The sequence below is a fragment of the Butyrivibrio sp. genome, from assembly GCF_017433805.1.
Classification (GTDB): domain Bacteria; phylum Bacillota; class Clostridia; order Lachnospirales; family Lachnospiraceae; genus Butyrivibrio.
The window spans coordinates 37,877-50,310 of the sequence record NZ_JAFRGN010000006.1 but is presented as its reverse complement, the minus strand read 5'-3'; the positions used below and the strand labels follow the sequence as shown (position 1 = coordinate 50,310).

Annotated in this window: 9 protein-coding genes and 1 pseudogene; all 10 read right to left on the bottom strand. The window is 43.4% G+C overall.

Translation table 11 applies throughout. From position 1 onward, the window contains the following. Positions 1-1,296 (bottom strand): annotated as a pseudogene (locus tag IJI01_RS00550) (hypothetical protein); the annotation flags it as partial. A 253-nt stretch (positions 1,297-1,549) separates the two neighbouring features. Next, positions 1,550-4,177, bottom strand: coding sequence for a hypothetical protein (locus tag IJI01_RS00545; protein WP_292184210.1), 2,628 nt, complete (start codon positions 4,175-4,177; stop codon positions 1,550-1,552). An 82-nt stretch (positions 4,178-4,259) separates the two neighbouring features. Beyond that, positions 4,260-5,165: a bifunctional riboflavin kinase/FAD synthetase gene (locus IJI01_RS00540; RefSeq protein WP_292184207.1), complete on the bottom strand. Its 906-nt coding sequence runs from the start codon at positions 5,163-5,165 to the stop codon at positions 4,260-4,262. 26 nt (positions 5,166-5,191) lie between these two features. Further along, a complete protein-coding gene (gene truB, locus IJI01_RS00535) occupies positions 5,192-6,151 on the bottom strand; it encodes a tRNA pseudouridine(55) synthase TruB (RefSeq protein ID WP_292184204.1) in 960 nt (319 codons plus the stop codon). Between the two features lie 61 nt (positions 6,152-6,212). Next, entirely contained in the window at positions 6,213-7,169 is a 957-nt protein-coding gene (locus IJI01_RS00530; RefSeq protein ID WP_292184202.1) for a DHH family phosphoesterase, read from the bottom strand. A 37-nt stretch (positions 7,170-7,206) separates the two neighbouring features. Beyond that, the gene (gene rbfA, locus IJI01_RS00525) at positions 7,207-7,638 is read right to left on the bottom strand and encodes a 30S ribosome-binding factor RbfA (RefSeq protein ID WP_292184200.1); all 432 of its coding nucleotides are present in this window, start codon (positions 7,636-7,638) and stop codon (positions 7,207-7,209) included. Positions 7,639-7,662: 24 nt separating this feature from the next. Further along, complete coding sequence (gene infB / locus IJI01_RS00520) at positions 7,663-10,590, bottom strand: translation initiation factor IF-2 (protein WP_292184198.1); 2,928 nt, start codon at positions 10,588-10,590, stop codon at positions 7,663-7,665. Further along, a complete protein-coding gene (locus IJI01_RS00515; RefSeq protein WP_330622964.1) occupies positions 10,590-10,955 on the bottom strand; it encodes a L7Ae/L30e/S12e/Gadd45 family ribosomal protein in 366 nt (121 codons plus the stop codon). The genes infB and IJI01_RS00515 overlap by 1 nt, the downstream gene beginning before the upstream one ends. A 3-nt stretch (positions 10,956-10,958) precedes the next feature. After that, positions 10,959-11,216, bottom strand: coding sequence for an RNase P modulator RnpM (gene rnpM, locus IJI01_RS00510; RefSeq protein ID WP_292184195.1), 258 nt, complete (start codon positions 11,214-11,216; stop codon positions 10,959-10,961). 35 nt (positions 11,217-11,251) lie between these two features. Then, positions 11,252-12,406 (bottom strand): transcription termination factor NusA, encoded by a 1,155-nt coding sequence (gene nusA / locus IJI01_RS00505; RefSeq protein WP_292184192.1) that lies wholly within the window; start codon positions 12,404-12,406, stop codon positions 11,252-11,254. Between the last annotated feature and the right edge of the window lie 28 nt (positions 12,407-12,434).

Genomic DNA, 12,434 nt, shown 5'->3' with positions numbered 1-12,434 from the left:
CTTCACTGCCTTCTCTGCTTCCTCGCCATCCTTTATTGCCTGAGCATTATCTGTCTCTGCCTTATTTGCTGCATCCTTGGCGTCCTTCACTGCCTTCTCTGCATCCTCGCCATCCTTTATTGCCTGGGCACTATCTGTCTCTGCCTTATTTGCTGCATCCTTGGCGTCCTTCACTGCCTTCTCTGCATCCTCGCCATCCTTTATTGCCTGGGCATTATCTGTCTCTGCCTTATCTGCTGCATCCTTAGCGTCCTTTACTGCCTTCTCTGCTGCTGTTCCTGCTGAGATTGCTTCATTGAGTCCATTTACTACGCCGTTTGCAGAAGTTACTGCATCACCAGCTTCCTTCTGAAGCTTTTCCTTAGCAGCAACATCAAGTTCTCCTGCATCTTCTGCATTCTTCTTAGCTGCTGCGAGCTTAGCATTAGCTGTCTCAAGTTCTCCCTTAAGAGCTGCTGCGTATGCCTTAGCATCTGCAAGATCCTGCTCTGCTGTAGCTGCGTCCTGAGTAATATCATTTATAGCTTCAAGGTATTCGCCCTGTTTATCATTTGCTGCCTGAAGAGCTGCTTCATAAGCTGCTTTCTTTTCATTAAATTCTTTCTTGGCTGCTTCAAGTTCTGCATTTGCTGCATTAACAGCTGCTTCTGCTTCTTCGTATGCAGCTTCTGCTTCCTGCTGAGTGTTTGCTGCTGCAATCTTATTATTTGCTTCTTCGATCTTATCAGAAACATCTGAGAAAGCACCTGCTGCCTTGCCTGCTGCTGCATCAAGAGATGGTGTATTATCTAATGTATCAACAGCATCTTTTCTATTTGAATCTGTAGAGTTAAGAGTCTGAACATCTCCATTAAGCTCTGTGATATCGTCCTGAACTGTATCAACACTGTTTGTAAGATTCTGAGCATCCTGACTGATATTAGAAATGCTGTTATCATAAACCTGATTAAGATCTGGGTTTGAAACAGCTTCCTTAGTATCTTCAACTACTGGATCATCAGCTGCAGGAGCTTCTGGTGTAAACTGATCCTGAACTGCTGCTAAGCTTTCATTTACCTGCTCAACTGCCTGCTCAACACCCATATCACTGTCGTTTACAGACTCATCAAAAGCCTGCTCTGCGTTGTTTACAAGTTCTACTTCGCTAGGATTGTTAGCCTGCTGCTCATTACCCTCTGTAAGGTTGTCGCCATCTCCCTCAATAGCGAGTGCTGTTACTGGCTGAAGTACCATGCTGGCACTAAGTCCAACTGCGATTGCTTTTATAAGTTGCTTGTTCATCATCTTTCTCTTCATAACTAATTCCCTCTCATTCAAAAATAACACACACGTATATGCTGTTTCATTTAACTTGTCATAGTTATACATCATACAAAATCATAAACAAAATCATATTTATCATTTCTTTTGTCGATTAAGCATAAATTTATGATTAGTTTATAAGTCTAAACAACCATTTTATAATTTGACTGTATTACGCAAAAAAAGAATCACTTTCAAAGAGAAAGTGACTCTTTTTTATAATCTGTTAATATATTTGTGTCAGTTATTACTGCTCTGTTTCCTGATTGTTATCATCTGATTCAGGCTCTGTTTCTGATGTTTCCTGACTATCTTCATTATTATCTTCTGCAGGCTCAGGAGCTGCCTCTGTATCTGATTCCGTACTTGATTCTGGCTCCTGCTCTGGTTCTGATTCAGTACTTGACTCCTGCTCTGTCTCTGGCTCTGGTTCTGCATCTTTTTCGGACTCAGACTCAGGATCAGGATCAGCTTCTTTTTCTCCATCATCCTCGTTGTCATCTTCATCAGACGGCTGCGTGGCCAGATCTTCCGGTACGGATTCATCTGCATCGTTATTGGTAACAGGATCAGTCTGGGTAGTTACTGTCGTTGCCTCTTCGCTAGATATCTGCTTGTCAGCAATCTGCTCAGGCGGAGCATCAACCTCAGGCGCCCTTGCTGCAATCTGCCCTTCATCATCAGACTCAGGAGTATCAGAAGCATCTGTATCCTCATTTCCTTCAGGTGGCATTGCCGGGCCCTTAGTTCCTGCTGTAGCCCAGGTACTCTCGTTAGATACTGTAGACTCTACATAGTCTTTTGAATCTACAATATTATAAAGTGTCTGCTCAGGTTCACTGTCTGTTGACGCTGCATCAATAACTGAAGTTTTGTCTGTAGCAAAGTCCAAAAGGACTGAACCGTTGGCAAACTCAACATATTCTGCATCCCCCGTCAGGTCTTTTGACACCTTATTAAGGTAGTTGAGAACGTCAACGCAGAAATTTGCAGAAGCATCAACATTTTCATAAGTGCCATTTGCTTCATTATATGCTCCAGTCAGGAATGCGTTCTGGAAGCTCTCTGTATCTGCATAGGTTCCATTAGATATGTCATCTATGATGTCATCGAGAGAAGTTCCATTATGAAGTCTTCTCAATATCTCATCGAATCCGCTCCTAAGGATAGCGGAACTATATACGTTTTTATCCCCGTCATAAGTATCTGTAACTGCGGAAGTCTTGCCTTCCACGTAGCCTTTTTCTATAGCCATATCGGCAAGGTATAGGCACGCAAGATATCCACTCACATAAGCACTGGCCGTATTCTTATCAGAATCATAATACTTATTTTTGCTGTCTATGCTAGGACTTCCATAATATTCATCATTAAAGTTTTGATAATATGCCAAAAGAGAATCCACAGTGTAATCAGATAACGCATCCTCTTTATCCGTATGCATAGCGTCAAAGACTTCATATCTATATGAATATACGTTTTCTACTGAGGACGCTGAACCTTCTATAAACCAGTTAGGAAATTTGTTCTCATCTGCAGTATACTCGGTCTGATTATTAGCAAGGCCTGTCATACCGGTTCTGACATAGTCGTCCATATAAGCATGCATGAGCTCATGGGTAATGGTATTGTTCAGTGTATCAATTTCCGTATTGATCAAAGAATAGGTGCCATCTTCATTTTCTTTATATAAAGACTTGGTGTTAACAGCCATGAAATAGCCGTAGGATGTTATTTCCTCGCCGTTAACCGTTATGTTCTCATATTTGGGCTGAACATAGGCATTAGCATCGTCATAGTCTCTGTCTTTTATATGGTCCACTCTGGAATCATATACATAAAGACCTATCTCTTTGCCCAGCGCATTTTCTTTTGCCCCATCATAATAGCACTGGAAATTGTTAGTAAGCTGGCTAACCGCCTGTGGCTCTATGACATTCATGATAAGGTTCAGAAGGTTTGTGAGATTCTCGCGACCAATGGTCGCAATAACATTATCTGAACAATGGATTGCCAAAAGATCTACAACAGGCTCTACCGGCTTGGGATCAACTGGTATTTCTGATGATCCGCCTTTAGTTTCTCCAGCATCTGAGTAATTCCCCTCACTGGAAAGAATCTGATCATCATCGCTATAATCATCTACTTGATCTTGAGAATCTTTGTTTTCTGGTTCTACGTAGTAAGAATCTTCAGCGCCTGTATCAGTATAATCTTCTGTTTCTTCAGCCATCTGCGTAAGGCCGTTTTGCAGCTCTTTTTGCGCAGTGGCAACGTCGAATATTCCAGTTCCTCTACTAATAGTAGAAAGACGTTTTAGCTCAGTGGAATTAAAGACCTGTGGACCATTTGATGATCCAAGATAGCCGACAATTGAGGAAGTTGTGATGTATGTAACTCCGGAAAGAGGATTGCTGATAGACAGAAAGCTCTTTTCACCATAGAGCTGACCTACGAATTCAGGCAGTTCAATAGAGTATCCGCGGGAATTCCCCTGATTCATTACAACTATGTTGTCAGGGAGATAGAATGCGAAAATAGGAATATATTTGATGCCCGGAATACACACAGAAGAAATCTGCCCCTGTGGATCGAGCCAGATAACAGGAATATTCCAATAAAGTCCTTGGGATGTTTTGATAGTGGCAAAGCTGTCGAGGAGCTTGCCCTGAGATGGCACATCAAGATTAATGATCTGAAGGTCAGCAACTACAGTCTTACCCTCGGTATTTGCCTGTTGCGCATTGGAATATGTGTTTCTGACCTGAATAGAAGGGGCGGCCTTTGCTGTAACGCACCCCAAATTGAAGACTACCAGCATGGCAGTCAGAATAATACTGATTTTCCCAACTATTTTTTTAGTGATCTGGTCCATAATACCCCCTTGATTACGTGTCCAATCACTAAAAACTTTAACATATATAGTTGGTTACATTTATAAAATATAAATTAATATTTTATGATATATTGATAATATCTTTTTCCATCTGAGCCTTGAGCTGCTCAACGGAATCGAACTTCATCTCAGGGCGCTTGAACTCAAGAAGTCTGACTTCTATGGTCTTACCATAAACGTCCTGATCAAAATCATAAATGAAGGTCTCAACGCCTATCTGGTTGTCGGAGGATACAGTAGGTTTACGGCCAATATTGGTCATTCCCTTGTACTCTTCGCCGTCGATAATAACTCTACTGCTATAAACGCCAAAAGGTGGAAGGAGCTTGCCAGCAGGAGGCAAGATATTAACAGTAGGGATACCGATAGTGTGGCCCAGATGATTGCCATGCTCAACGATTCCCATAATGCTGTAATCGCCGCCAAGAAGTCTCTTGGCCATTGGAATCTCGCCGTCTGCTATCTGGTTTCTGACTCTTGTGGATGAAACTTCCTCTCCATCAAGCATTACCTTATCAATAAGACAGAGTTCGAAGCCAAGTTCCTTGCTCATATTGCGAAGAAGATACTGATCTCCTCTTCCCTTGTCGCCAAAAGAAACATCGGTACCGGCAGCTATATAGTCTGCATTGAGGTCCTCAACAAGGATAGTCTTAACAAAATCCTCAGGGGGAGTTGCTGCAGTCTTCTCATTAAGCGGGAATTCAACAAGTATATCAATTCCCATGTCTTCGAAGGCCTTGCGCTTCTCGTTGCGGGTAAAGAGCTGCTTAACAGGGTGTCCAACAAAAAATTCCTCAGGTGATGGCTCAAAGGTAAAAACTGTTGCCTTAAGTCCATCCTGTTTCTGATCAAGAATGTATTTAAGGAGCTTCTTGTGTCCTAAATGAATTCCGTCAAACTTACCAATAGCAATGGCTGTTTTGTCCTGTATATTAAGTTCATCAAGTCGTGTTATTATCTGCATTGTGATATTCCAAACTTACTGTATAATTAGTTCTTTTCAAAGAAGAACTTGTCCACCTTGAACTGTCTGGTTCTGGCGTCATATTTGTAGATTCCAAAAAATGTATCGTCCTCAGCATAGACTCTTACCATGTTACCATCAGTAAACATCTGCTCTGAGAATTCTGTATCATTAACTTCGTCAGGATCTTCATTAACTACGTTGTCCTTACGGAAGCTGTTACCGTTTTCAAGAAGAGCTCTGCAGGAATCCTTGACGTGTATCTTATCAAGGTCCTTAAAAATATATTCAGGAGACTGAATGATTCCCTCGAGAGTTCCATTATCTCTCATCTCTTCTACCTGTGAGAGTTTAACTGCAGTATCGAGAGCAAAAGCACCAACTCTTGTCCTCATTAGGTTCTGCATTGCTGCTCCACATCCAAGACGAAGCCCTATATCATTGCAAAGGGTTCTGATGTAGGTTCCCTTTGAGCACTTAACTTCCATAACGAAGGTGTTGTCTTTATCAAGGTTGCTGTCATCAAGTATTGTGATGGCGCTGATATGAACCTTTCTTGGCTTACGCTCTACTTCTATGCCTTCTCTTGCAAGCTCATAGAGTTTTTTACCATTCTGCTTGATAGCTGAGAACATAGGTGGAATCTGGTCATAGTCACCAACAAAAGCCTGAACTGCCTCGTGGAGCTGCTGCCTTGTGACATTAACCTCAGCTTCCTCAAGGATAGTTCCTGACATATCCTGAGTATCTGTAGTTACGCCCAATTTACAAACCGCGATATATTCCTTGTCGTGGTCTGTGAGCATCTCAACAAGCTTGGTTCCTGTACCGAGGCACACAACAAGTACACCTGTGGCATCAGGATCAAGAGTTCCAGTATGACCTATTTTCTTTTGATGAAGGATTCCTCTTAGCTTGGCCACCACGTCGTTGGAGGTAAAGCCCTGTTCCTTATAGATATTGATAAGTCCGTTGTATTTGTTCATATGTCCGCCTAGGTAAAAATAGTCGTCGCACCCGAATATTTCGAATGCGGCGACCAGATTATCATTTCTTCTCGTCGTACTGCTGCTGAATGTAATTGGTAATGCTGTTGATCGCATCGTGTGCAGTTCCATTCAGTGTGCATCCTGATGCTCTTACGTGACCACCGCCGCCAAGGAGCTTGGCAACCTTGGAAACATCAATGTTACCATTACTACGAAGGCTTACTCTGTACATCATTGGCTCTTCCTCATACATGAAGATAGCAACGTCTGTACCGATAGTGAACATCAGCTGATTAACGATTCCATCAAGATCATTGCCGTTAACACCATAGAAGTCCATTGTCTGTCTGGATACAACAGAAGCAATTACCTTACCATGCATAAGAGTGATACTCTCAAGGAGTGCTCTACCAAGGATCTGATTCTGTGTATATGTCTTCTCATAGAATACGTGGTCAATGAGCCATGTGAAATCAAAACCGTAGGATGTAAGTTTACCAGCGATCTCATAAGTCTTGGGAGATGTGCTGTTATACTTGAATACGCCTGTATCTGTTACCATACCAGTATAGAGCGCCTGAGCGATTTCTTTATCCAGCTTGTCTTCGTCCATTACATTATATGCAAGCTCGCAAGCTGAGCTGGCTGTTGGAACGATGTAAGTAACATCGCCAGTTCCTGGATTACTGATATGATGATCAATATTAAGTGTCTTCTTGGCTGCATCAAAGAACTTCTCTGCGCCGCCAAGTCTGCCCTTTTCGCAGTCGATGCAGATGAAGAGGTCAAAGCTCTCAACATCTGATGTGAAAGTATGGTTGATCTTGTCTGCATCCTTGATGAATAAGAACTCATCAGGAATATCCTCAAGGAAAACTGTTGCCTTAACGCCTGGATAATTCTTGGTCAGATAAAGATATAACCCCATTGTAGAACCTATGCAGTCTCCGTCTGGTCTGACATGACCTGCAATACCTACTGTTGTAACTCCACTCATCAATTCATCAATTTTCATTAGAAACCTACTCTTTCAACACTATAAATATTTGTAATTACTCTTCATCAAAAGACTCTTCGTCTTCTGACTCTTCTACTTCTTCTATTTCTTCACCACGAGCCGCTCTGGCCTCGTTGTCCTTGGCTGTTACTTCATCAATCTTCCTGGACATATTGATAGCATACTCAATTGAGTCATCCATGATGAATCTGATCTCTGGAGTGTATCTCATATTGAGCTCTTTAGCCAAAGTACTGCGAACATAGCCTGCCGCGCTCTTAAGGCCTTCAGCTGTTCTGGCTCTGTCCTCATCATCACCCATAACTGTTACCCAGACCTTGCATGTCTTAAGGTCTGGAGCGACTTCAACGTCCATGACAGAAGTCATGGGGCTGATTCTGGGATCTTTACTATAACGGAGAGCTTCTGAAATAACTTTCATTACTTCGCCGTTGATTCTTTTATTCTTATTGCTGTTCTTACGCATTTTTACTCCTTTGTAGGAAAAGGCTTACTGGCGAGGAACCTCTACCATCTCATAAGCTTCTACATAGTCGCCTTCGTGTATTGAATCGAATCCATCAAATACAAGACCGCACTCGAAGCCTTCCTTAACTTCCTTAACATCGTCCTTGAATCTCTTGAGTGAAGCAAGATCACCTTCGAAGATCTGCTCGCCATCTCTCTGGATACGAACCTTGCATTCTTTCTTGATGACACCATCCTTAACGAATGCACCGGCGATGTTACCAACCTTGGATGCCTTGAAGATCTGACGAACTTCTGCATGTCCAGTAACTCTTTCCTCATAGATAGGAGCAAGCATACCCTTCATAGCATATTCGATCTCTTCGATAGCCTGGTAGATAACCTTGTAAAGCTTGATCTCTACGCCCTCGTGCTCAGCCATGCTCTTAGCTGTTGCATCTGGACGAACATCAAATCCGATGATGATAGCGTTAGATGCTGCAGCGAGTGTTACATCAGACTCATTGATCGCACCAACACCACCGTGGATAACCTTAACAACAACTTCGTCGTTAGAGAGCTTGAGGAGTGACTGCTTAAGAGCCTCTACGCTACCCTGAACGTCAGCCTTGATGATGATATCAAGTTCCTGAAGTCTGCCTTCCTCGATCTTGGAGTACAGATCATCAAGTGACATCTTAGCCTTAGTCTCTTCGATAAGATCCTTCTTGTGCTGCTGAAGGTATGTATTAGCATACTGCTTGGCAAGCTTATCTGTAGCATGTGCAAGGAATACCTCACCTGCGTTAGGAACATCAGAAAGACCAAGAATCTCAACTGGCTGTGAAGGACGAGCTTCCTTAAGCTTGTTGCCCTTATCATCAACCATGGCTCTAACCTTACCTGAGCTTGCTCCAGCTGAAATGAAGTCTCCAACGTGAAGTGTACCCTTCTGAACGAGTACGTTAGCTACAGGACCACGGCCCTTATCAAGTCTTGCCTCAAGGACAAGTCCTCTTGCCTCTCTGTCTGGGTTAGCCTTGAGCTCAAGGATATCTGCTGTAAGGATGATTGTCTCAAGGAGGTCCTCGATACCTTCACCTGACTTAGCAGATACAGGAACGAACTCTGTTGTTCCGCCCCAATCTGTAGAGATAAGACCGTACTCTGTCATTTCCTGCTTAACTCTGTCTATATTAGCGTTTGGCTTATCAATCTTGTTAACAGCTACGATAATTTCTACCTCAGCTGCCTTAGCATGGTTGATAGCTTCTACTGTCTGTGGCATTACACCGTCATCTGCAGCTACTACAAGTACTGCGATATCTGTTGAATTAGCACCACGCATACGCATAGCTGTGAATGCTTCGTGACCAGGTGTATCAAGGAATGTGATCTTCTGATCGTTAACAGATACTGTATAAGCACCGATTCTCTGTGTGATACCGCCTGCCTCTCTGTCTGTAACAGATGTCTTACGGATAGCATCAAGAAGTGATGTTTTACCATGGTCAACGTGACCCATTACGCAGACAACTGGAGGTCTCTTCTTGAGTGTCTCAGGTGCGTCATCTTCTTCCTTAAGGAGCTCTTCGATAACGTCAACTGGAACCTCTTTCTCGCAGAGAATCTCATATTCCATTGCGATATTCTCAGCCTCTTCATATGAAAGCTCTGTATTAACTGTAGAAATCTGTCCAGCCATGAAGAGCTTCTTGATGATAACTGAAGGCTGCATTCTCATCTTCTCAGCAAGTTCCTTAATAGAAACCTTCTCTGGGATTGTGATAACCTTGATCTGCTCTTCAGGTTCCTCAACCTTCTTGACCTCAGGCTTGATGAATCTGCCAACTCTCTTACTTCTTGGCATCATCTCTTCCTGCTCGTAAGCAAGATCCTTCTTGTTGCGCTTATCTTTCTCCTGGCCCATACGACGTCTTTCTTCGTCTCTATGGCTTCCACCCTCTTTAACTGGTGCTTCGAAAGCTGCGCCTCTGTCATTTCTATCACCGCGCTTGCCCTCGAACTTGTTGCCGCCGAACTTGTCGTTCTTGCCAGCAAACTTGCCCTGGCCGCCTGCAGCCTGATTAAAGCCGCCCTTGTTGTCGCGGTTAAATGATCCGCCCTGAGCGTTGTCTCTTCTGAATCCGCCCTGGCCACCATTTCTGTTCTGACCATTCTGATTTCTGTCTCCGTTTCTATTAAAGCCGGAGTTTCTATCATTTCTGTCGTTTCTATCGTTTCTGTCATTACGATCGTTACGGTCGTTTCTAAATGACTGATTATCTCTGTTTCTGTTCTCTACTGGAGCACTTGCTACAGGTGCCTGTTCCTGAACTGGTGCCTTAGGCTGCTCCTGTACTGGAGCCTTAGGCTGTTCCTGAACTGGTGTCTGAACTGGAGCTTCCTTCTTGGGAGCTGGTGCAGGTGTCTTCTTAACAGGAGAACTATAGCTATCAAGCTGTGAAGGTGCTGTCAAAGGCTTGATAGGATGATATACGTTCTGTGACTGCGCGAACTGTTTACGCTGAGGCTGGTTGTTACCACCTCTGTTGTTGTCACGACGCTGGTTGTTATTACCATTGCCTGAATTATTCTGGTTATTAAAGCCGCCCATCTTGGAGTTACCGGCGTTAGTAACCATGATAATCTTCTTCTTTTTCTTAGGAGCTTCTCCAGCTGGCTTGTCTGTAGCTTCTGCTGGCTTAGCTGCTGCCTTCTCTACAGGCTTCTCAGCATGCTTAGCTGCTGGCTCTTCTGCCTTCTCTGGAGCCTTCTTAGGCTTCTCCTCCTTCTTAGGTGCTTCTGCCTTAGCTCCGCCAAAGTGCTTACGAGCTACTTCTGCATCTGCTTCTTCTATAGAACTGTTCGAACGCTTCGCTTCAATGCCTTTTTCCTGCAAAAAGCTTATAAGCTCTTTTCCTTCGCATCCAAGCTCAAATGCAAGATCGGATATTTTTATTTTTGCCATTACATTTCCTCCGTATTTCTGTTTGCCGAATGTAAGTCGTTGCCATCAGTATCATCTGGTGGTAACTGTAAGTTCTTCCGAAGCGACTGTGCAAAGCCTTTGTCTGTTATAGCCAGACTTGTTCGAACATCCTTACCTATTGCATGTCCCAATTCCTCCTTGGTTCCAAAGAAAACTATAGGGACATTATAATATTTACATTTATCATTAAACTGTTTCCTGGTGTTATCGGAAGCATCCTCACTTACGATAACAAGCTCTGCCTTATGCGCTCGTATTGCCTCAAGCACAGCAAATTCGCCGCTCTTAAGTTTGCCCGCTCGCATGCATAGCCCCAGTAACGAATAATTCTTATTAGAATCCAATATTTAACCAAGCTCCTTCTGTAGCCTAATTGAAACTTCCTCTGGTATCCGGGATTTAAGAGATCTCTCAAGGCCTTTGTTCTTGATGGCCTTGGCAAGGCACTCGGAATTGTTGCAGATATAAGCACCTCTTCCATTTGCTCTGCCAGTGGTATCTAAAATGATCTCGTCTTCAGGCGTCTTCAGAACTCTGATCATTTCTTTTTTCTCTTTCATCTCGCCGCAACCGACACATTTCCTCAAGGGAATTTTCTTTTGCATAAATCTCTTACTCCTGAAATATGGGGCCTAGAGGATTACTCTTCTGTTCCCTCAGATTCCTCGTACTCGCCTTCCTCGTACTCACCCTCTTCGTACTCATCGTAGTCTTCATCGTCGAGGTAGTCTTCCATACGGAATCCTGGAGCATCCTTAGCCTGAGTCTCGCTCTTGATATCGATCTTGTAGCCTGTAAGTCTTGCTGCAAGTCTTGCGTTCTGACCTTCCTTACCAATTGCAAGTGAAAGCTGGTAATCAGGAACTACAACCTTAGCACTCTTCTCGTCAGGATCAGCGAATACTGCAACGATCTTGGCTGGTGAAAGGGCGTTCTGAATAAGGTTACCAGGGTTCTCATCCCAGTTGATAACGTCGATCTTCTCGCCACCGAGCTCATCTACGATAAGGTTAACTCTTGCGCCGTTAACACCAACGCATGCGCCAACTGCATCTACGTTAGGATTGTTAGAGTAAACAGCGATCTTAGTACGGCTTCCAGCTTCTCTTGCGATTGACTTGATCTCTACTGTACCGTCCTGAATCTCAGCAACTTCCTGCTCGAAGAGTCTCTTAACAAGGTCTGGGTGTGTACGTGATACAAGAATTCTAGGTCCCTTAGAACCATTCTTAACCTCGAGAACGTATACTCTAAGTCTCTGAGTAGGTCTGTAAACCTCACCCTTAACCTGCTCGTTCTCGTTGAGGATTGCATCTGCACGACCAAGGTTGATAGAAATGTTCTTGCCGATAAATCTCTGTACAACACCTGTTACGATGTCATGCTCTTTTTCAAAGTATTCATTATAGATAGCGCCGCGCTCTTCCTCACGAATCTTCTGGAGGATAACGTTCTTGGCATTCTGAGTAGCAATACGTCCAAACTCCTTGGAGTTAAGTGATACAGCTACGATATCGCCAACCTTAGCCTTCTTGCTGATCTTCTTGGCATCGTCAAGACTGATCTCAATCTGAGGATCCATAACATCATCTTCTGTCTCTACTACTTCCTTATCAGCGTAGCACTTGAAGTCACAGTTATTTCTGTCTACCTCTACTCTGATATTGTCAGCCTTGCCAAAGTTGTTCTTGCAAGCTGTGATAAGGGAATTCTCAATTGCATCAAACAGAGAATCCTTGCTGATGTTCTTCTCCTTTTCTAAAAGGTCAAGGGCATCCATTAATTCTTTACTCATCGTAATCTCCTTTTTCCGCTCGTGGATT

Excerpts from the sequence above, each read along its gene's own strand:
- IJI01_RS00530 (WP_292184202.1), bottom strand. The coding sequence starts at position 7,169 with ATGAAAATTGATGAATTGATGAGTGGAGTTACAACAGTAGGTATTGCA.
- IJI01_RS00545 (WP_292184210.1), bottom strand. The coding sequence starts at position 4,177 with ATGGACCAGATCACTAAAAAAATAGTTGGGAAAATCAGTATTATTCTG.
- truB (WP_292184204.1), bottom strand. The coding sequence starts at position 6,151 with ATGAACAAATACAACGGACTTATCAATATCTATAAGGAACAGGGCTTT.
- infB (WP_292184198.1), bottom strand. The coding sequence starts at position 10,590 with ATGGCAAAAATAAAAATATCCGATCTTGCATTTGAGCTTGGATGCGAA.
- IJI01_RS00540 (WP_292184207.1), bottom strand. The coding sequence starts at position 5,165 with ATGCAGATAATAACACGACTTGATGAACTTAATATACAGGACAAAACA.
- nusA (WP_292184192.1), bottom strand. The coding sequence starts at position 12,406 with ATGAGTAAAGAATTAATGGATGCCCTTGACCTTTTAGAAAAGGAGAAG.
- rbfA (WP_292184200.1), bottom strand. The coding sequence starts at position 7,638 with ATGCGTAAGAACAGCAATAAGAATAAAAGAATCAACGGCGAAGTAATG.
- rnpM (WP_292184195.1), bottom strand. The coding sequence starts at position 11,216 with ATGCAAAAGAAAATTCCCTTGAGGAAATGTGTCGGTTGCGGCGAGATG.